This window comes from Clostridium sp. FS41, from assembly GCF_000954015.1.
Taxonomy (GTDB): Bacteria; Bacillota; Clostridia; order Lachnospirales; family Lachnospiraceae; genus Enterocloster; species Enterocloster citroniae.
Genome location: NZ_JYHN01000059.1, coordinates 448,759 through 469,956 on the forward strand (window position 1 = coordinate 448,759; position 21,198 = coordinate 469,956).

A 21,198-nucleotide genomic window follows, 5' to 3' on the forward strand; every position below is an offset into this window, starting at 1 on the left:
TCAGAATGGAACTGATAAAAGAAGAAATCATAAAGCAGCAGGACGAACTGCAGTTTACAAAATTTGACCATGAAGATGGTATACGGCTTGGAATATTGATGTATGAAACAGCTAAGGCTCAAAAGCTTCCTGTTGTTGTTGAGATCAGCAGATTTAAACAACAGGTGTTTCATATTGCACTGCCGGGTACATCACATGATAATGACGCATGGCTAAAAAGAAAAGAAAATACTGTATACCATTACGGAAAGAGCAGTATGTTGATTCAGATTGCAACGCAGAAGAATGGTAAGACCATAGAAGAAATGTCCCATATCAGCTCTCGAAAATATGCAGCAGCAGGTGGAGCATTCCCCATTATGGTAAAGAATGTGGGGCTGGTTGGTGTGGCAGCAGTTTCGGGCATGACCTCAGAGGAGGATCATATACTGGCAGCAGACTGTATCCGCAAATTTTTGAAAGAACAGTAAAATATAAGGGGGCAGATTAAGGTGGAAAACAGCAAAATACTCATTGAATACATGGAGAATCCAGTTGGTATTGAGAGAGGGAACCCTTTTATTTCATGGTACATCGATACGGATCATCCGGAGAGCATAGACTGTTGGAAACTTACAGTAACTGCACCGAAGCGTGGATTGGAGACAGAGAAAATTCTCTGGAAGATCGAAGGAAAAAATGACTGTACTGGTCTTCTGTACAAGGGGGAACCGTTGGAGAGCGGAGAAAAATATAATATCAGGCTCCGCATGTTTAAGAGTAGCACAAAGGTTCTGGAGATTACTTCTTGGTTTATTACCGGTTTTATAAAAAATGAAAAATGGGATGCTGACTGGATAGTGGGTCCATCCCCGGAAAAGACGGCATTCTGGTACCGCAGTGAATTTGAACTGCAGGAAAAGTGTGGCCTTGTTTTGGCATTTGTGATGTCACCCTGTTATTCTGTATTCTCAGTGAACGGAGAGAGAGCGGATGACAGTGTTTTAAATAATGCATGGACTGATCCGCAGCAGACAATTCCTTATCGGATATATAATGTAACAGGACTTGTACATACCGGAAAAAATGGAATGGGCGTGATCCTTGGAAATGGATGGCATAATGACCGGAAGAGCGAATATGGAATCGGATGGGGAGATTACCCGTTTTCCCTGAAACTGATGCTTTATGCAGAATCAGGGAAAAAGCAGTGGATCAACAGTAAGCCGGAGCACTGGATGTATGCAGTAGATGGTCCTATTGTAAGCAACAGTATCTATCACGGTGAAACTTATGACGCCCGAAGAGAGATAAAAGGCTGGGACAAAGCGGGGTTTACCATGGGAGATGACTGGAAGAAAACCATTGAACATGAACCCATGCACGGTATTGTGCGGGCACAGATGCCTGAACCTATACGACCTGTTCGCAAACTTTATGCAGAGCGTATTTTGGAAAACAGTGATGGAACATATACATTTGATTTTGGACAGAATTTTGCAGGATGGGCATCTCTTGACACAGCCGGAAATGTGGGAGATGAAATTACACTGATGTATGCGGAACTCATCCATTCGGACGGAAGCATTAACCCCATCAGTCTTCGCAGAGCGAGGGCAACAGATGTTTTCATATTATCGGGAAGGGGAGAGGAGCATTTTGAACCCCATTTTACATACCATGGATTTCGTTATGTCCAGGTGAAGGGATTAAAGAAGAGGCCGGATAGAAAAACGGTAACAGGAATTCAGATTCGCTCTGACTGTGGGAGAGTTGGGGACTTTAAGTGCAGTGACCAGCTGATTAATAGACTTTACAAAAATATTCTCTGGACAGAGGAGAGTAACCTGTACGGAATTCCCACAGACTGTCCTCAGAGAGATGAGAGGCTGGGCTGGCTTAATGACATGACAGTCCGCAATGAATGTGCCCTGTACAATTACAGGCTTGTTCAGCTTTATGGGAAATGGATGCAGGATATCTGTGATGCCCAGGGAAAAATCAGTGGAGCTATTACAGATACGGTTCCCTATATGAGATACGGATTGAGAAATGCTGATCCGGTGGCAACGAGTTTTCTTTTGATTCCATGGAATCTGTATCGGTTTTATGGAGATGATTCTTTCATGAAACGGTATTATGGGAATATGAAAATGTGGGTTGATTATCTGCTAAGAAATATGGATAATGATATTGTGAAATATTCTCAGATGGGAGACTGGGCATCCCCGGTGGAAAATACCGGTATGAACAGTCTCGGGTCCGGTTCGGTGTCCCTTGTAACGCCATCCATACAGATTGGAACCGGATTTGTGTATTATGATTGTGTGCTGCTTTCCTGTATGGCAGACGTCATGGGCAGGTTAGAAGAGAAAGATTATTACAGAGCAAATGCAGAGCGAATTGCCACAGCGTTTAATCGGAATTTTTTTTCTGAGGAGAACGGATATTATTGTAATAACAGTCAGGCGTCAAATGCATTTGCAATTTATGTCGGACTTGTTAAACCGGAACATAAAAACAGGGTATTGCTGAATCTTGTGAAGGACATAGAACAGAAAAATATCCATTTGTCAACGGGGAATATATGTACCAGATATACAATGGAGGTTTTGTTCCAGAATGGTTATGAAGACCTGGCATACAGTCTGCTGACCCAGACAACGTATCCAAGCTGGGGCTACATGGTAGAGAAAGGCGCAACGACCATGTGGGAAAGATGGGAACTGGTGGAGGAGGAAGGACCGTACAGCAGAATGGCTTCCCACAACCACCCCATGAGTGGAGCGTTTGGTGTATGTTTTCACAAATACATTCTTGGTATCAATCCGGATGAAGAATCTCCTGGATTTAACCATGTGATTATTCACCCCATTATTCCGGGACAATTAAATGAAGCCTCCGGTTATCTGGAAATAAAGGGTGGGCGGATTAAGAGTGCATGGAAGAAACAGAATGGGTGTCTTAATCTGGAGGCATATATACCTTTTGGTTGTACGGCCAGGATAGAAGTTCCGGGAGGAGCAGGGTATCAGGCATTTCCGGTGAAAGCCGGATGGCATACATTCCATGTGGAGAAGGAGGGTAATATTCATTATGAGCAGAATCATTAGATGGGGGATACTGGGAGCGGGAGAAGTTGTGGACCGCTGGATGAGAGGTGCCATGCAGGTGGAGAACATGGAGATTGTGGCAATCGCATCAAGAACAAGAGAGTCGGCCAGAAAGAGAGCTGACAAATGGAATATACCTGTGACTATGACCTACGATGAGATGATTGCGGATCATAATATTGACATTGTCTATATTCCGGTTCCTCATACAGCCCACAAGGAACTGGCTGTAAAAGCAATGAACGGCGGTAAAAGTGTACTTGTGGAAAAACCGGCAGCAATCAATGAGCAGGAATTGAAAGAGATGATCTCCTGTGCAAAGGAGAATCATGTGTTTTTTATGGAAGCGGTGTGGACAAGATTTTTCCCGATTATCAGGCTGGCATTAGAGAAAATCAAAAACGGGGATATAGGAGAAGTTAAATCCGTAGAGTCTGCATTTTCTTTCCGGGTGAAAGATGACAATCATTCAAGACTGGTTGACATTTCTCTGGGAGGGGGAGGATTGCTGGATACAGGAGTATATAACCTTCATTTTGCGCATATGGTTTATGGAAAGTCGCCGGTCAAGCTGCAGGGATTGGCAACCATGGATTCTGATGAGCTGCATCTTCAGGTGGACGAACAGGCTGCCTATATAGGACAGTATGATCACGGGGAGCTGGCCGTCATGACCAGCGGAATACGTACACAGATGCTGGATACGGCTTATGTGTATGGAACGAAAGGTTATATGATTATTCCACGGTTCTGGAAGCCCACGATACTTCAGACAGTAACAGGAAACAAGACAGAGACAGTGGAAGAAAAAATCCCTCAGAAGTTCAAGGAATTTGAAGATGAAGGCTATCAGTTTGAAATTCAGTATGTAAATGAATGCCTTACCAGTGGCTGCAAGGAATCACCGCTGGTATCCTGGGATAACAGCCTGCAGGTTATAAGACAGTGTGATGAACTGAGAAGACAATGGGGATTGAAATACCCCACAGAATAATCATATATATATTTAACGCATGAGAGGCGAGCAGACGATGAAGATTCTGGTGTATGGCTCCATGAATATTGATAATGTATATAAACTGGATTATTTTGTGACACCCGGAGAATCTCTGATCTCTGATAATCTACAGAAATTCTGTGGAGGAAAGGGGCTTAATCAGGCAGTGGCATGCAGTTACTGAATGGCAACGCCATTTTTTGAGTGTGTTAATGAAAACCTCTCTTCCCTCCCTGCAATCGAGTGATATTTTCGGAGTTGATTTTGGATTGTGATGTGTGGATGGAACAGATACCCCGCTTCCCAGACCGCAGACCTCCTAAGAGAATGTAAACATACCCCCACCTACCCTCTGCCTACCTACGTCCAAAATTAGTCAATCGAACCCACAAAAACCACGTATTCTCTTGTCCCTCTGCCCGCCTACATTTCACAGTTAACACCATAAACATGGCGTATTTTGCCGTTAAATGCGTTAAATAGGCATACAATAATACATGAAAAGGCTGTGGGTGAAATGCTCACAGCCTATCACATTATCCATTCTATAATGCTATTGCATAACCTTCCTTTTTGGCCTTGTCATAACTTTTTTTGACCTCTGTATAATTCAAACTATCATAGTATCTGACTGTAACGATCCTGTTTTCATATTCAGTCATATTGTTCCAATAGATAATGATATCATCAATCTGAATACTGGTATCATACGTTCTACTCAAATACAAAAAGGCTTTCTTTAAATCCTCTTTATTGTAGTTCTGCTTTTTGTCCTCTGTATAAACTCGATTATTGAAAAAATCTCTTCTTTCATATTTTATAATTAACATAGTCTTGTATCCTTTCTTTTCTTTCGGGGTGTATCCGGTTCAATTGGTTACACCCTATTTTTTACCCTTCTAAGCTTCTATCATTGTCCTTTGTTCTGTCTTTACATCAGCACTGCCATAGTAATTACATATAGCGTCAAAACTCAACTTCTTATTGCTTTTCTTTCTAAAGGTTTCGCTGTGCCAGTACCATTTCTTTTTCTCGTGTGCCCATTTAAAGCCCATTTCCTTTAGTGTGGCCTTGTGCGGGTATGTATTCCCATCAATCCATATCCAGTTGCCTACAATGGTTATATTCAGCCCTACAAGCTGTATAATTTTACTGAGCATGATCCTTAGCGCTTCATCCTCTGCAAAGTCCCATTTCATATTGTCATAAGTCTGGTTTGTTGTGTCCTTTGTTGTCTCGTTGTGTTGATCTTTTAATTCCTTAAATAAGATTTCATATTCAACGTTGATAGCCTTGCAAATGTCTTCCGATCCATTTGGGTTATGCATTAAGAAGGACAGTATCATCAAAATTGCAGTGTGATGGTGTACCTCGTCCTATCGTTGCGGCACTATTAGGGCATACTGAGGAAGTAAACGAGAACCATTACACCTATGATGTAAGCAGTGACTCAGCAAAGCTTGAATTAGTGTCAAAGTTAGCCCAAAATATCAAGCAACATGCGAGTTAATCAATTAAACGAAAAATAAGCTTAGATTAACTTGATTTTGAATGTTACATAAAAAGAAAAAAGCCTCAGAAACAACGTAAATACGGTGCTTCCAAGACTTTACACTTTACAAAAAACAGTGCCGGCAGTGGGACTTGAACCCACACGATGTCGCCATCAACGGATTTTGAGTCCGCCTCGTCTGCCATTCCGACATGCCGGCCTATCTTTGCAACGTTGATTATTTTATCACAGTAAAGAGAGTTTTGCAAGTATTTTTTGCGTTGAAAAAGCAGATGATTTATTGTATGATGTAAGAAGATTTGATTACAATGACAGTTAGGAGGTGCGGCTGTGACCTGCAGGGAAGCGGAACGTCTGGTTATGCCTTATATTAACGGCAGCATTACAGATGAGGAGTTGGAAGAATTTTTAAACCATATTGAGCACTGTGAGAACTGCCGCGAGGAACTGGAGATTTATTTTACGGTGGATGTGGGTATCCGCCAGCTGGATGAGGGAACCGGCAGCTATAATATCCAAGGGGCGCTGGAGACAGCACTGGAGCTTTCACGTCAAAGAATCCACACATTAAAGCTTCTTCAGACAGCCAGGTATGCGGTGAACACCCTTTGTTTCTGGGCGCTGCTCATGGCACTGATACTGCAGTTTCGGTTATGGGGACAGAGCGGATTCCTGGGCCTGTAGAACCGGATATTGTTGAATCCGGGCCTGTAGAACCGGGTATTGCGGAATCTGAGCCTGTAGAAACAAAGACACTGACCGGCAACGGTATTTCAGATAAAGAAAGGACTATCTTAATATGGACAAACTAGTTTTAATCGATGGACACAGTATACTAAACCGGGCATTTTACGGGGTACCGGACCTGACGAATTCTGAGGGTCTTCATACCAACGCAGTGTACGGTTTTTTAAATATCATGTTTAAGATCCTGGAGGAAGAAAAAGCGGATCATCTTGCGGTGGCCTTTGATTTAAAGGAGCCCACCTTCCGCCATGAGATGTATGATGATTACAAGGGCACAAGAAAACCCATGCCCGAGGAGCTCCGCCAGCAGGTACAGGTCATGAAGGATGTGCTTACGGCCATGGGAGTGCCGATCATGACCCTGCCTGGTTTTGAGGCGGATGATATCCTGGGAACGGTTGCAAAGAAAAGCCAGGCACGGGGAATCAATGTGTCCGTGGTATCCGGTGACAGGGACTTGTTACAGCTGGCGGACGAGCATATTAAGATCCGCATTCCCAAGACCAGCAGGGCGGGCACCGAGATCAAGGATTATTATCCGGAAGACGTAAAGAGGGAATACCAGGTCACCCCTGTGGAGTTTATTGATGTAAAGGCTTTGATGGGGGATGCCTCTGATAATATACCCGGTGTCCCATCCATCGGTGAAAAGACGGCCACCAGCCTGATCGCTGCTTACGGAAGTATTGAGAATTGTTATTCCCATCTGGATGAGATCAAACCGCCCAGGGCACAGAAAGCGCTGGGGGAGCACTACGATATGGCCCAGATGAGTAAGAAACTGGCCACCATTTGCCTTGACTGTCCGGTGGAGTTCCGGTACGAGGATGCAAAGATCGGAAACCTGTATACCCCGGAGGCATACCAGTATATGAAGCGGCTGGAGTTCAAGTCCCTGCTCACGCGGTTTGACGCATCGGCTGTGGAGGATTCCTCTGAATCCAGCCTGGAGAAACATTTTTTCCTGATCAAGGATGAGAAGGAGGCGGAAAAGGTATTTGCCAGGGCTGATAAATGCCAGGTGGCAGGTCTGCAGCTCATAACCGGCAGGAACACCGCGGCAGCGGAGGCGGCAGAGCAGATGGCCTTTAGTTTTGATGAGAACGGCGAGGTGAAGGCGGGAAAGAAAGCGAAATCCGGGCTTAATCCGGTAACCGGCCTGGCTCTGTGTTTTGGGGAAGATGAGATCTACTGCATGGCTGCAGGTGAAAAACTGTCAGGAGACTTCCTGGTCAGACGGGCGCGGGTGCTGTGCACTAAAAGAGCAGGCAAAGCAGCAGATAAAAGAGCGGACAAAGCAGAGGACAAAGCAGAGGGCACATGGGTCCTGAACCTGAAGGAAATGCTTCCCTATCTGGAGATAGAGGACACGGAACCTGTTTATGACAGCGGAGTGGCAGGTTATCTGCTGAATCCGCTAAAGGACACCTATGCCTATGATGACCTGGCCAGAGATTATCTGGGGCTTACCGTGCCCTCCAGGGCGGATCTGCTGGCCAAGGCGGATTTAGGCGATGCGCTTTGGGATGAGGATGCCAAGGCGGTAACCTGTGCCTGCTACATGGGATATGTGGCATGGAAGGCGGCCGGTCCCTTAAAGCAGCAGCTGGAAGCAACGGGCATGTATGATCTTTTTAAGGATATTGAGATGCCCTTGATCTACAGTCTTTACCACATGGAAAAGGAAGGGGTTAAGGTAGAACGGGAGAACCTTACGGAATATGGGAACCGCCTGAAGGTGCAGATCGATGAACTGGAGCAGGAGATCTACAAGGATACGGGCAAGGAGTTTAATATCAATTCACCAAAACAGCTGGGCGAGATCCTGTTTGGGGATATGCAGCTTCCCGGCGGAAAAAAGACCAAGACAGGCTATTCCACGGCGGCGGATGTGCTGGATAAGCTGGCCCCGGATTATCCCGTGGTGCAGAAGATATTGGATTACCGCCAGCTTACAAAGCTGAATTCCACCTATGCCCAAGGGCTGGCTGCCTATATAGGTGAGGATGGCAGAATCCATGGGAAATTTAACCAGACCATCACGGCCACGGGAAGGATCAGCAGCACGGAGCCTAACCTCCAGAATATCCCTATCCGTATGGCCCTGGGACGTGAGATACGCAAGGTATTTGTTCCCAAGGAAGGATATGTGTTCGTGGATGCGGATTATTCCCAGATTGAGCTGCGTATCCTGGCCCACATGTCCGGGGATGAACGTCTCATTGAGGCATACCGTTCCGCACAGGATATCCATGCCATCACGGCCTCCGAGGTGTTCCATGTGCCCCTGGCAGAGGTGACGCCGCTGCAGAGGCGCAATGCCAAGGCGGTTAATTTCGGTATTGTTTATGGCATCAGTGCATTTGGGCTCAGTGAGGACCTGAGCATTTCCAGGAAGGAAGCGGTGGAGTATATTGACAAGTATTTTGAGACCTATCCGGGAGTAAAGGTGTTTTTGGATAACCTTGTAAACCAGGGAAAGGAACAGGGATATGTGACCACACTCTATGGAAGAATACGCCCTATTCCCGAGCTTAAGTCCGCCAACTTCATGCAGCGCCAGTTCGGTGAGCGCGTGGCCATGAATTCCCCCATCCAGGGATCGGCGGCGGACATTATGAAAATTGCCATGATCGCAGTGGACCGGGAACTCCGTTCCAGAAACTTAAAGTCCAGGATCGTGCTCCAGATCCATGATGAACTGCTGATCGAGACTGCCAGGGATGAGGTGGAGATTGTCAGGGAACTGCTGGTGGATAAGATGAAACACGCCGCCAGTCTGAAGGTTTCACTGGAAGTGGAAGCGGAAGTGGGGGATTCCTGGTTTGATGCAAAATAGTGAGAAGAATGCGGAGGGCAGGGTGACGGATCAATGTAGGGCAGGCAAATTCATGCTGGGCATAACCGGCGGAGTGGGTTCAGGCAAGAGCAGGATCCTTGCCATCCTAAAAGAAGATTACGGATTCCATGTGATCCAGGCGGATCAGGTGGCCAAAGACCTGATGCAGCCTGGAATGGAGAGTTACCTGGCAGTGGTGGGGTATCTGGGACCTTCTGTGCTTTTGGAGGACAAAAGCCTGGACCGGGCCGCCATGGCGGAGATCATTTTCCATGATCCGGAGAAACGAAGGGGTGTGGACGAACGGACACACCCTCTGGTGTGGAAAGCAGCCATGGAGGAAGCCATGGCTGCAAAGGAGGACCGGGTGGTCATAGAGGCCGCCATTCCCTCAAAAGAATTTCGTGACAAGTGCAGTGAAATGTGGTATGTTTATACATCAAGGGAGAACCGTATCAAGCGCCTTGGGGAGAACCGGGGTTATACGGTGGAGAAAACCCTGGCTATTATGGAAAATCAGGTGTCGGAGGAAACATTCCGCGCATTTTCCGATGCTGTCATAGACAATAACGGAACGCTGGAAGAGACCAGAGCACAGATTCAGGCGCTCTTAGAACATATATTTTAGGCAAAGGATTGTAAAAACATGAGAATGGTAAGCATTGCAAGCGGAAGCAGCGGGAACTGCATCTATATAGGTTCCGATGACACACATATCCTGGTGGATGCAGGGATCAGCAATAAGCGGATCCAGCAGGGGCTCAATGAGATTGGCCTTAGCGGGAATGATGTGAATGGAATCCTGATTACCCATGAGCATTCGGACCACATTAAAGGGCTGGGAGTACTATCCAGGAAATACCACGTGCCGGTATACGGTACAAGGGAGACATTGGACGAGATCGCCTCATCCGGAAGTCTGGGAGAGTTTGACAGGGATCTGCTTACTCCCATCTGCCCTGATGTGGATTTTACACTGGGGGACCTGAATGTGAGGCCCTTTAAAATCGACCATGATGCGGCTAATCCCGTTGCATACAGAGTGAACTGCGGTGACAAATCGGTGGCGGTTGCCACGGATATGGGGCATTTTGACCAGTACATAATCGATAACCTCCAGGGACTGGACGCCCTTTTACTGGAATCCAACCATGATGTCCGCATGTTGGAGACAGGCCCCTATCCCTATTACCTGAAACGAAGGATCTTAGGGGACCATGGCCATCTGTCCAACGAAAATGCGGGCAGGCTGTTGAACTGCGTTCTCCACGATAAGCTGAAAAAGGTCTTTTTGGGACATCTGAGCAAGGAGAACAACTATGAGGAACTGGCATATGAGACGGTCCGTCTGGAGATTGACGAGGGAGACTGCCCGTATGGTGCTTCCGATTTTTCCATCTCGGTGGCGGGCAGGGATCATATGAGCGAGATCGTGTACTTGTAAGTAAAAGGGAAGGCGCCTGCCTTCCCTTTTTAATTGACGGGCCGTGGCAGCGAACAAAAAAATCTGAAAACCAGGCAGACAATTTTAAAAACATATGCTACAATGTCAAAAGATAAATATATCCCCTATGGATTACAGGGAAAAAATGGTATGAGGAGAATGAAAATGAACAAAGCAATTATCACTGTAGTAGGAAAAGACACAGTAGGGATCATCGCAAAAGTATGTACCTATCTGGCAGACAATCAGATTAACATTCTTGACATTTCCCAGACCATCGTGCAGGGTTACTTTAACATGATGATGATCGTGGATGTGGGCGCCATGACCAAGTCCTTTGGACTGGTATCAGAGGAGCTGGAACGCGCAGGTGAGGAAATCGGCGTTAAGGTTAAGATCCAGAGGGAAGACATTTTTACAAAGATGCACAGGATCTGATTCAGGTTCAGACGCAAGCCTGCAATCCGGCGCTCACAGGACAGCGCTGAGTCATTCATAAGAAAGGGTCAACAGGACATGATTAATATATATGAAGTAAATGAAACCAACAATATGATCGAGCACGAGAAACTGGACGTGCGTACCATTACTCTGGGCATCAGCCTTCTGGACTGCGTGGACAGCAATCTGGATCGGGTAAATGAGAACATTTACCGCAAGATCACCACCCTGGCAAAGGATCTGGTGGCCACGGGCCGGGATATTGAACGTGATTTTGGTATCCCCATTGTTAATAAACGTATTTCCGTCACTCCGATCTCACTGGTGGGAGGGGCGGCCTGTAAATGCCCGGAGGATTTTGTCACCATTGCAAGAACTCTGGACAAGGCTGCCAAAGAAGTGGGGGTAAACTTTATCGGCGGTTATTCCGCCCTTGTAAGCAAGGGCATGACCACAGCGGAGCGAAACCTGATCCTTTCCATTCCACAGGCGCTTGCCGAGACCGAGCGCATCTGCAGCTCCATCAATGTGGGTTCCACCAAGACAGGGCTTAACATGGATGCAGTGGAGCTTATGGGCAGGATCGTGAAGGAGACGGCAGAGGCCACCAGGGACAATGATTCCCTGGGCTGTGCAAAGCTGGTGGTATTCTGTAATGCGCCGGATGACAACCCCTTTATGGCAGGGGCATTCCATGGCGTCACAGAGGCGGATGCCATCATTAACGTAGGGGTCAGCGGCCCGGGAGTTGTGAAGGTGGCTCTTGAAAAGGCCAGAGGAGAGAATTTCGAGGTCCTGTGCGAGACGATCAAGAAGACTGCATTTAAGATCACGCGTGTGGGACAGCTGGTGGCCCAGGAAGCCTCCAGGCGTATGGGGATCCCATTTGGCATTATTGACCTTTCCCTGGCTCCCACACCATCTGTGGGCGACAGCGTGGCTGAAATCCTGGAAGAGATCGGTCTGGAGCGCGTAGGGGCGCCGGGAACCACGGCAGCCCTTGCCATGCTCAATGACCAGGTAAAAAAGGGCGGCGTAATGGCCTCCTCCTACGTGGGCGGCTTAAGCGGCGCATTCATTCCTGTCAGCGAGGACCAGGGAATGATCGATGCCGTAAGTCTGGGCGCCCTTACCCTTGAAAAATTGGAAGCCATGACCTGCGTATGCTCTGTGGGACTGGATATGATCGCCATACCGGGTGACACTCCATCCACCACCATTGCAGGTATCATAGCGGATGAGGCGGCCATCGGCATGATCAACCAGAAGACCACCGCAGTGCGCCTGATCCCGGTGATCGGCAAGAAGGTGGGAGATACAGCTGAGTTTGGCGGGCTTTTAGGCTATGCGCCGATTATCCCGGTCAACACGTTTTCCTGTGAGAAGTTCGTTACCAGGGGAGGAAGGATTCCGGCCCCCATCCACAGCTTTAAGAACTGATCAGGGGGAATCCATATGAAGCTTTATTTGATCCGGCATGGACGGCAGTGCAGCAAGCTGTGCAATGTGGATGTTGATTTAAGTGAAGAAGGTTACAGGCAGGCGTCTCTCTTAGGAGAGCGCCTGTTTCATGAAAACATACAGGTTGTATATTCCAGCAATCTGCTGCGTGCCGTGGAAACGGCCCAGGCAGCCAACCTGTACTGGAATGTGGAGCATATCATACGTCCGGAACTCAGGGAGATAAGCTTTGGGGACATGGAAGGCATGACGGATGAAGCCATTGCAGTAAAATATCAGGCATTTAAGGAGCGGCAGAACCGTATGGAGGAGGATATTCCTTATCCTGGTGGAGAATGTGCATCTGATGTGGTGCGCAGGGCGGAACCGGTGTTTATGGAAATGGTCCGAAGCGGCTATGAGCGGATCGCGGTGGTGACCCATGGCGGGGTCATCCGGTCCATGACTGCCCATTATTTGGGAATCCCCATGGCCAAGTGGCGGCTTTTGGGATCCAGTCTTGAAAACTGCAGCATTACAGAACTGTGCTGGAACAGGGAAACAGGCCGTTTCCTTATGGAGAGATTCAATGATTACGCACATTTGCAGACGCATCCGGAGCTGTTGAGGAATGCCTGGGTGGATGCAGAGAATTAAAGCGCGGACGCAGACTGTGGGAGCGGCGCGCAAAAAGGAGCCGGTATGAAAAAAGGAATTATATTTGATGTGGACGGAACTTTGTGGGATGCGGCCGTACAGGTGGCGGATTCCTGGAATGAGGTGCTTTCAAAGCATCCTGATCTGGATGTGAAGATCACGGCACAGGACATGTATGACAATATGGGAAAAACCATGGATGAACTGGGAAAGACATTTTTTCCATCCCTCACCCATGAGGCATGCATGAAACTGATGACTGAGTGCATGGAATATGAGAACCATTATCTCTTAAGCCATCCCGGTCCCCTGTATCCCGATGTGAAGGAGACTCTGATCCGGCTTGCCAGGCAATATGAGCTGTTTATTGTCAGCAACTGCCAGCGCGGGTACATTGAAGTACTGCTGAAAAGCTGGGGGCTGGAGGAATATATCAGGGACAGGGAATGCTTTGGAAACACCGGACTTCCCAAGGGCGATAATATCAGGATGGTGGTCAGAAGAAATCATCTGGACCAGTGCTTCTACGTGGGCGATACGGCCATGGACCAGGCAGCGGCGGCAGCGGCAGGAGTCCCTTTTGTCCATGCAGCCTATGGGTATGGAAGAACAGATGGGGCGGCAGCCAGTTTGGAATATATGGCACAGCTGCCGGGAATCGCAAAACAGCTTTTGGGTTAGGGGTCTGCACCGAAAGCAGTGGGAGTCTCAATGGGAGGAAAACATGAATCAGGAAGAGTTAAGGGATGTGGAGCGGGCGCTGAATCTGTTTATGGACGGATCACTGGAACGGATTTTGCTGAGTAATCCCGTGGACAAAGATGTAATGGCAAAATCGCGTCTGCGTCCCCTTTTGTTAAAGGGGGAGCTGGTATTCCAGGCCGAGGAACAGGTGGGAAAGCAGGCATTTCACCGCAATATGAATAAGGAAGAGGCAGTGGATTATATAAAGGCGCTGCTGGACGGGAGTTTCCGGCAGGCGGAGATCGCCTCAGCCAATGGAAGCGCCCTGATCCTTGTGAGTAAAAAGGGAAAGGTGACCGTGAAGGTGAAGCGGTCTTCAGGCCGGCCCGCGCGGATCCAGGCAGGAACCGCCGCCCTTTCCCACAATCGGAAAAAACAGTATATCCTGGAGGAAGGAAAGCCGGTCCCCTTTTTAGTGGACCTGGGCGTTATGACAAAAGAGGGGAAGATCGTCAGCAGCCGTTATGACAAGTACCGTCAGATCAACCGCTTCCTGGAGTTTATAGAAGATATCCTTCCCAATCTGGACCAGACGGAAGAGACCACGATCATTGATTTCGGGTGCGGGAAATCATATCTCACCTTTGCCATGTATTACTACCTGAAGGTGCTCAAGGAATATCCCGTGCACATCATCGGCCTGGACTTAAAGCAGGACGTGATCGACCACTGCAGCAGCCTTGGCAGGCAGTACGGATATGACAGGCTGGATTTCTACCACGGAGACATTGCCTCCTACCAGGGCGTGGACCATGCGGATATGGTGGTAACGCTCCACGCGTGTGATACGGCCACGGATTATGCCCTGGAAAAGGCCGTGGACTGGGGGGCGAAGGTGATCCTCTCCGTGCCCTGCTGCCAGCATGAGCTGGCAAAACAGATGGAGAACGACCTGATGAAGCCGGTGCTTCAATACGGCCTGATCAAGGAGCGGATGGCCGCTCTCTACACAGATGCCATTCGGGGACAGGTACTGGAATACAGGGGATATAGAACCCAGATACTGGAATTTATTGACATGGAGCACACGCCTAAGAATATCCTGATTCGTGCCATTCTTCAGGGAAAGAAAAAGGACAATGGAAGCCGGATCAGGGAGCTGAAAGGATTTATGGGAGTAGAGCCCACAATTGTAAAACTGCTGGCCCCGGAGCTCTTAGACCCTGAACTGCTGCCCCCTAAACCTCTGGTCCCCTGACACCGGAATTGCTGTACCCGGAACGTCCGGCCCCCAAATCTCCTGTACAAGGGATCACAGGATGCACACCGGCTGGGTGTACTCATTCCTGGCCCTGTATCCATAGGTATGTGCCAGAATGCTCTGGCGCACATGGGAGGCGTAGATATCCCGGTTCAGCATGGACATGGATGGCCCTGAAAGGATGCGTGATGCATCAGCCGTCTTTGTGACCAGCGGAACGGCGGACTGCTTTTTCAGGACGGAGAGCAGTTCCTTTGATTCCTTTTTAAAACCAAGAATACGTGCGTAGGGTGCATACCCTGCGCTTTTATATTCCTCCATATCACGGTCCGTAATGCCTAGGAGGAGATGGAGAAGGGCGCGGCTGACACGGGTGTAAGTGTACTGCCTGGTTTTCAGCTGCCGGATGCGTCCCTCCCATGACTCCTGTTCCAGAAGGCGTGTGTCCAGGCGGGAGGCCATTTCCCTGGACAGATCCGCGTAAACGGACAGGTCCCGGTTCTCTAGGGATAAGGAGAGCAGGGCATAATCCAGCAGACCGGAGAGGTCCTGGGCTGTGACAGGGGGTTCCTCCCGGTACAGGGGAAGGATCGCGGCAGGCACATGGGAAGTGAGCAGGCGCATTGCTGTGTCCTGCTCTTTTTTTGTCAAAAGGCTGCGCAGGGCGGAGGCGGAAGCCTGTCCGTGTTCCAGCTCCTGATCGTGATAGCCCTGTCCGCTGCGCTTAACGGTCACTGGTTTCAGGGAACTGCGGCTGCGGATAATGGCTTTGCAGTATTCTATACCCAGCAGATTGTTGGGAGAGCCCAGCAGGCTGTTCAGGCTGTCCCGGCTTAAGGGAATGTCTTTGTGTTCCCCTGCCATTTCCAAAAGGGCGTGGTTTCTGGCCTGGGGCCAGCTGAGGCCGCGGCGCAGGCCCTGGGACAGGGCGGCGGAAAATACCGGACTTTCATCTGCCAGCAGTGCGGCCGCGGTCTGGATATCCTGAATGGAACCGTCCTCGCTGCCAAAACAAATGGTATCCACTGCGCCCAGCGCGGTAAGAAGCGCCACGCCGCAGGCAGCAAAGTCCTCGGCGCTGCTGACAGCAAACACAGAGGGCATTTCCACCACCAGATCGGCGCCGCAGGCCAGGGCCATCCTGGTGCGCAGATATTTGCTGTATACAGCCGGTTCTCCCCGCTGTACAAAATCCCCGCTCATGACCACCACGCAGAAATCCGAGCCTGTCAGTTCTTTGGATTTGTTTATATGAAATTCGTGACCACTGTGAAAGGGATTGTATTCGGCAATGATTCCGGTCAGTTTCATAATTTGTCACCTCATATCATGTATCATTTTGATCATTTTCCTGTTTTTTATCATGTCCATTATATCTGTAATCCACACCCGCGTCCAGTATTCCTTGGTCTGGATTGGAATTAGTTTATATTCAGTTTATAAATCTATAATAAATCGAACACAGATTCTCCACAATCACTTCACAATTCCACCATAAATCCTGAGTATATTTATAACTATCAAAAGGATAACATCAAAAAAATAAAATAGAGAAATGTATGAAAGGAGACTTTTTTATGTACGAGAACGAAAACAGAAACTTAAATGAAAATACAAACCCCGAAGGAAATATGCCGGAGACAACCGTGAACTGGACCACTCCAAAGCCGGAGGATTCCCGGAACCAGGGAAATAACGGTTATGGCCCGTCATATGGAAACAGCCGCCAGCCGGGATATGATCCCATATATTCCCAGCAGCCCGTGAATGGAGGCGGTCAGCATGGAAACGGATCAAGCAGTCCTCACCGTGGCCCAAAGAAAGGAACTTGGGTGAAACGGGCGGCAGGGATCACAGCCGCAGCTGTCCTGTTCGGTGCAGTATCAGGCGGTGTGATGACAGGTGTCAGCTATCTGGGAGCCAGGATGACCGGTCTTTACGGCACAACCACGGCCCAGGTCCAGACCCAGGCTCAGATCCCGCAGGTGGCGCCCGCGGTTACCACACAAAACAGTGACAATGCGGCAACCGTGGCGGCAGTGACCGATGTGTCAGGGATCGTGGAGAACGTAATGCCCTCCATTGTGGCCATCAATGATACCATGACAGTGCAGCAAAGGGATTTCTTTGGAATGCCACAGACCTATCAGGCACAGAGCAGCGGTTCGGGAATCATTGTCAACCAGACGGATACGGAGCTTCTCATTGCCACCAATAACCATGTGGTGGACGGCGCCCAGGACCTTAAAGTCACATTTGTGGACAACAATGATGTGAGCGCGGCGGTAAAGGGTACGGATTCAGCTTCCGACCTGGCGATCATCGCAGTGCAGTTACAGGATATACCTTCTGATACCATGAGCAAGATAAAGGTTGCATCCCTTGGGGATTCGGACAATATTAAGGTAGGCCAGCAGGTAGTTGCCATAGGAAACGCCCTTGGATACGGCCAGTCCGTTACGGTTGGCTATGTCAGCGCCCTTGACCGGGAGATCACGGACAGCAGCGGGATCACCAGGACATTTATCCAGACTGATGCTGCGATCAACCCAGGCAACAGCGGCGGTGCGCTGATCGACCTTAATGGAAATGTGATCGGGATCAATGCTGCCAAGACGGCTTCCACCGAGGTGGAGGGCATGGGGTTTGCCATTCCGATCTCAAAGGCACAGGAAATTTTAAATAACCTGATGACAAAGAAAACACGTGTTGCAGTTACCGAGAGCGCACAGGGCTACCTGGGAATCCAGGGAACCAATATTGATGCATCGGCAGCCCAGGAATTTGGTATGCCGGTGGGAATCTACGTGTACAAGATCGTGGAAGGCGGAGCGGCAGCATCCTCCGAATTAAAGGAAAAAGATATCATAACCAAGTTTGACGGCCAGTCCGTGACCAATATGGAGGAGCTAAAGCAGATGCTCACCTATTATGAGGGCGGTTCCACCGTTACACTCACCGTCCAGTCCCTGGTGAACGGGGCTTATGTGGAGCATGATGTGCAGGTTACACTGGGCACAAAGCCGGCAGCTGATTCATAAAATACCGCAACGGTTCAGGCCGGTCAGGAAGATAAGCCGCCCTGAACTGCTACAAAATACCAATAAATATTTATACCTATTTTATGGAAAATATGATATACTGAACCTAATAGACATTAAAGGAGGTTCAGCTTATGAAATTAGTTTATGCAATCGTAAGGAACGACAACGAAGATGATGTAGTAAGCCAGTTAACCCAACACCACTACAGCGTAACAAGGTTATCGACCACAGGCGGATTTTTAAAAAAGGGCAATACCACACTTATGATCGGTGCGGAAGACGATAAGGTGCAGGAAGTTATTGATATCATCAAGCAGGAGTGCGGGCAGCACCAGAAGCTTACAGTGAACATGCCATACATTTCCGGTACCACCATGGTGAATTACGCCACCATGCCCATGACCGTGGAAGTGGGCGGAGCCACCATCTTTGTGATCAATGTAGACCGTTACGAGAAAATTTAATACACATTGCAGGCAGCAAAGGCGCCTGTGCACGGCTGGGACCAACAGCATCTGCACAGACGCCTTTTAAATATGTAAATGATTGGATATTCTTCAAGAATCTGGATACCCTAAAGTCTATATAGGACAGAATAAGGCCCGGTGCCTTTGCTATTCCGTAAAAACATATATATGCAGAGTACTTAAAAAAATGCAAGAATTTGTTAAATTCAACTTGTTTCCCCCATTCACTGCGTATATAATAAGTCTATATGCATTATTTACAATAAGGAAAGGGGTATACCATGGGATTTATTGATGTTATTAAAGAAAAAGCAAGAGCAGATAAGAAGACCATTGTTCTTCCAGAGTCTATGGACCGCAGGACATGGGTGGCTGCTGAGAAGATTTTAAAAGAGGATTTGGCAAATCTTGTTATTATCGGAACACCGGAGGATATCGGTGAGCACAGCAACGGACTGGACGTGTCCGGCGCAACCATTATCAACCCACAGACATATGAGAAAACTCAGGAGTATATAGATTTATTCGTAGAACTGAGAAAAGCCAAAGGCATGACCGAGGAAAAGGCCAGGGAAACCATTCTGAATGATTATGCATACTACGGCTGCCTGATGATCAAGAAGGGCGATGCGGACGGTATGGTATCCGGCGCCTGCCATTCCACTGCCAACACACTGCGTCCATGCCTGCAGGTGATCAAGACCAAGCCAGGCACAAAGCTGGTATCCGCATTTTTCCTCATGGAAGTTCCGGACTGCCAGTTTGGCGATAATGGAACCTTTGTATTTGCCGACTGCGGCCTGAACCAGAATCCGAATCCGGAAGAACTGGCGGCAATTGCAGTATCCTCTGCTGAGAGCTTTAAGCTGCTCACAGGAAGGGATGCCAAGGTTGCGATGCTTTCCCATTCCTCCAAAGGCAGTGCAAGCCACGCAGATGTGGACAAGGTGGTAGAGGCAACCAGACTGGCTAAGGAGATGGCTCCTGAACTGGAACTGGACGGCGAGCTTCAGCTGGATGCAGCCATTGTTCCTGAGATCGGCGAGTCCAAGGCTCCGGGCAGCAAGGTGGCCGGACATGCGAACGTACTGGTATTCCCGGACCTGGATGCAGGCAATATCGGATACAAGCTGGTGCAGAGACTTGGCAAGGCAGAAGCCTACGGCCCAATGTGCCAGGGTATTGCAAAGCCTGTTAACGATTTATCCAGAGGCTGCTCTGCAGATGACATTGTAGGTGTTGTGGCTATTACCGCTGTACAGTGCCAGAATAATTAATAAGATTAAGGAGAATATTACAATATGAAGATTTTAGTAATCAATTGCGGCAGCTCCTCTTTAAAATATCAGTTAATTGATATGGAGAATGAAAGTGTAGTGGCAAAGGGACTTTGCGAGAGGATCGGAATCGAAGGCTCAAAGCTGACCCATCAGCCTTCCGGCAAGGACAAGTTCGTGATCGAGAAGCCGATGCCAACCCACAAGACGGCCATTGAGATGGTAATGGAAGCACTGCAGGATGCAGACCACGGAGTGATCAAGGATACCAGCGAGATTTCCGCCATTGGACATCGCGTACTGCACGGCGGCACTGTGTACAGCGATTCCATTGTTGTGAACGAGGATGTAAAGAGAGTGATCCGTGAATGCTTTGACCTTGGACCTCTGCATAACCCGGCAAACCTGATGGGAATCGAGGCATGTGAGGCTGCTATGCCAGGAACGCCCAATGTTGCTGTATTTGATACTGCGTTTGGCATGTCCATGCCTGAGAAAGCATATATGTATGCGATCCCTCATGAGTACTTTGAGAAATACGGCATCCGCCGCTACGGCTTCCACGGAACAAGCCACAAGTTCGTATCTGCTGAGGCTATCAAGTTCGGCGGCCTGGATCCCAAGACCGCAAAGGTGATCGTGTGCCACCTGGGGAACGGCTCCAGCGTGTCTGCTTCCATCGGCGGCAAGTGCGTGGATACCAGCATGGGATTAACGCCTCTTGAAGGACTGATCATGGGAACCAGAAGCGGTGACGTGGATCCTGCCGTGCTTCAGTTCATCATGAACAAGGAGGGCCTTGATATCAACGAGATGCTGAATATTCTGAATAAGAAGTCCGGTGTTTACGGTATGACAAACGGTATCTCCAGTGACTTCCGCGATATTGAGAATGCTAAGGCAGAGGGCAACCATCTGGCAGAAGTTGCACTGGATGCGTTCATCTACCGCGTGACCAAGTATGTGGGTGCTTACGCAGCAGCCATGAACGGCGTAGATGCGATCGCGTTTACCGCAGGCGTTGGTGAGAATGACAAGGCCGGAAGAAAGGCTATTTGTGAGAATCTGGCTTACATGGGTGTGAAGATCGATGACGAGCTTAACAATATACGCGGCGAGGAGAGAGTGATCTCTTCTGCTGATTCCAAGGTAAAGGTTATGCTGATCCCAACCAATGAGGAGCTGGCGATCGCAAGAGAGACTCTTGACCTGGTTCAGTAAATTTCCATAAGAAATTGCGTATTTCTGGAAACTTTTTATTGACAAACCCCTTGCACCTATGTATAATAGCATAG

The 21,198-nt window shown here is 48.6% G+C and carries 20 protein-coding genes and 1 tRNA gene; 17 read left to right on the forward strand and 4 right to left on the reverse strand.

The features are described from left to right. Positions 1 to 5 precede the first annotated feature (5 nt). Genes CLFS41_RS14080 through CLFS41_RS30090 form a run of 4 tightly spaced genes read left to right on the forward strand, consistent with a single transcriptional unit; the run spans position 6 to position 4,273 of the window. A complete protein-coding gene (locus tag CLFS41_RS14080) occupies positions 6 to 470 on the forward strand; it encodes a heme-degrading domain-containing protein (RefSeq protein ID WP_045092606.1) in 465 nt (154 codons plus the stop codon). Between the two features lie 21 nt (positions 471 to 491). Next, on the forward strand, positions 492 to 3,092 hold the full coding sequence (locus CLFS41_RS14085; protein WP_045092607.1) for an alpha-L-rhamnosidase: 2,601 nt from the start codon (positions 492 to 494) through the stop codon (positions 3,090 to 3,092). Next, positions 3,076 to 4,086, forward strand: coding sequence for a Gfo/Idh/MocA family oxidoreductase (locus tag CLFS41_RS14090; RefSeq protein WP_045092608.1), 1,011 nt, complete (start codon positions 3,076 to 3,078; stop codon positions 4,084 to 4,086). Before CLFS41_RS14085 ends, CLFS41_RS14090 begins: the two co-directional genes overlap by 17 nt. Before the next feature lie 37 nt (positions 4,087 to 4,123). Then, complete coding sequence (locus CLFS41_RS30090; RefSeq protein WP_161797491.1) at positions 4,124 to 4,273, forward strand: hypothetical protein; 150 nt, start codon at positions 4,124 to 4,126, stop codon at positions 4,271 to 4,273. A 361-nt stretch (positions 4,274 to 4,634) separates the two neighbouring features. Here the strand turns inward: CLFS41_RS30090 and CLFS41_RS14095 are convergent, their stop codons facing one another. The 3 genes from CLFS41_RS14095 to CLFS41_RS14105 form a co-directional block, all read right to left on the reverse strand. Then, complete coding sequence (locus tag CLFS41_RS14095) at positions 4,635 to 4,919, reverse strand: hypothetical protein (RefSeq protein ID WP_045092609.1); 285 nt, start codon at positions 4,917 to 4,919, stop codon at positions 4,635 to 4,637. A gap of 69 nt (positions 4,920 to 4,988) precedes the next feature. Beyond that, on the reverse strand, positions 4,989 to 5,417 hold the full coding sequence (locus CLFS41_RS14100; protein ID WP_195416415.1) for a J domain-containing protein: 429 nt from the start codon (positions 5,415 to 5,417) through the stop codon (positions 4,989 to 4,991). A 301-nt stretch (positions 5,418 to 5,718) separates the two neighbouring features. Beyond that, positions 5,719 to 5,801: transfer RNA gene (locus CLFS41_RS14105), tRNA-Leu, on the reverse strand. A gap of 131 nt (positions 5,802 to 5,932) precedes the next feature. Between CLFS41_RS14105 and CLFS41_RS14110 the strand changes: the two genes are divergently transcribed. The 9 genes from CLFS41_RS14110 (at position 5,933) to CLFS41_RS14150 (ending at position 15,112) form a co-directional block, all read left to right on the forward strand. Continuing rightward, complete coding sequence (locus tag CLFS41_RS14110; RefSeq protein WP_007870773.1) at positions 5,933 to 6,286, forward strand: zf-HC2 domain-containing protein; 354 nt, start codon at positions 5,933 to 5,935, stop codon at positions 6,284 to 6,286. A gap of 115 nt (positions 6,287 to 6,401) precedes the next feature. Continuing rightward, entirely contained in the window at positions 6,402 to 9,188 is a 2,787-nt protein-coding gene (gene polA, locus CLFS41_RS14115) for a DNA polymerase I (RefSeq protein WP_045092611.1), read from the forward strand. A 22-nt stretch (positions 9,189 to 9,210) separates the two neighbouring features. Then, complete coding sequence (gene coaE, locus CLFS41_RS14120; protein WP_330393545.1) at positions 9,211 to 9,816, forward strand: dephospho-CoA kinase; 606 nt, start codon at positions 9,211 to 9,213, stop codon at positions 9,814 to 9,816. A gap of 18 nt (positions 9,817 to 9,834) precedes the next feature. After that, on the forward strand, positions 9,835 to 10,632 hold the full coding sequence (locus CLFS41_RS14125) for an MBL fold metallo-hydrolase (protein ID WP_007870776.1): 798 nt from the start codon (positions 9,835 to 9,837) through the stop codon (positions 10,630 to 10,632). A 165-nt stretch (positions 10,633 to 10,797) separates the two neighbouring features. Further along, positions 10,798 to 11,070: an ACT domain-containing protein gene (locus CLFS41_RS14130; protein WP_007870777.1), complete on the forward strand. Its 273-nt coding sequence runs from the start codon at positions 10,798 to 10,800 to the stop codon at positions 11,068 to 11,070. A gap of 78 nt (positions 11,071 to 11,148) precedes the next feature. Beyond that, positions 11,149 to 12,513 carry a PFL family protein gene (locus tag CLFS41_RS14135; RefSeq protein ID WP_007870780.1) on the forward strand — a complete coding sequence of 455 codons (1,365 nt, stop codon included), beginning with the start codon at positions 11,149 to 11,151 and terminating at the stop codon, positions 12,511 to 12,513. A gap of 15 nt (positions 12,514 to 12,528) precedes the next feature. Next, the gene (locus tag CLFS41_RS14140; protein WP_007870782.1) at positions 12,529 to 13,170 is read left to right on the forward strand and encodes a histidine phosphatase family protein; all 642 of its coding nucleotides are present in this window, start codon (positions 12,529 to 12,531) and stop codon (positions 13,168 to 13,170) included. A gap of 45 nt (positions 13,171 to 13,215) precedes the next feature. After that, entirely contained in the window at positions 13,216 to 13,851 is a 636-nt protein-coding gene (locus CLFS41_RS14145) for an HAD family hydrolase (protein WP_007870785.1), read from the forward strand. A 43-nt stretch (positions 13,852 to 13,894) separates the two neighbouring features. Next, on the forward strand, positions 13,895 to 15,112 hold the full coding sequence (locus CLFS41_RS14150) for an SAM-dependent methyltransferase (protein WP_045092613.1): 1,218 nt from the start codon (positions 13,895 to 13,897) through the stop codon (positions 15,110 to 15,112). A 54-nt stretch (positions 15,113 to 15,166) separates the two neighbouring features. On the opposite strand, the gene CLFS41_RS14155 is transcribed toward CLFS41_RS14150, so the two are convergent. After that, positions 15,167 to 16,426, reverse strand: coding sequence for a nucleotidyltransferase (locus tag CLFS41_RS14155; RefSeq protein WP_007870789.1), 1,260 nt, complete (start codon positions 16,424 to 16,426; stop codon positions 15,167 to 15,169). Between the two features lie 266 nt (positions 16,427 to 16,692). Here CLFS41_RS14155 and CLFS41_RS14160 point away from each other — a divergent pair, with 266 nt between their 5' ends. From CLFS41_RS14160 to CLFS41_RS14175, 4 genes are all read left to right on the forward strand, one after another. After that, positions 16,693 to 18,156, forward strand: coding sequence for a trypsin-like peptidase domain-containing protein (locus CLFS41_RS14160; RefSeq protein ID WP_045092614.1), 1,464 nt, complete (start codon positions 16,693 to 16,695; stop codon positions 18,154 to 18,156). A 134-nt stretch (positions 18,157 to 18,290) separates the two neighbouring features. Further along, positions 18,291 to 18,623 carry a cyclic-di-AMP receptor gene (locus CLFS41_RS14165; RefSeq protein WP_007870796.1) on the forward strand — a complete coding sequence of 111 codons (333 nt, stop codon included), beginning with the start codon at positions 18,291 to 18,293 and terminating at the stop codon, positions 18,621 to 18,623. 284 nt (positions 18,624 to 18,907) lie between these two features. After that, positions 18,908 to 19,903: a phosphate acetyltransferase gene (gene pta / locus CLFS41_RS14170; protein WP_007870799.1), complete on the forward strand. Its 996-nt coding sequence runs from the start codon at positions 18,908 to 18,910 to the stop codon at positions 19,901 to 19,903. 24 nt (positions 19,904 to 19,927) lie between these two features. Then, a complete protein-coding gene (locus CLFS41_RS14175) occupies positions 19,928 to 21,124 on the forward strand; it encodes an acetate kinase (RefSeq protein ID WP_007870800.1) in 1,197 nt (398 codons plus the stop codon). Positions 21,125 to 21,198: the final 74 nt, after the last annotated feature.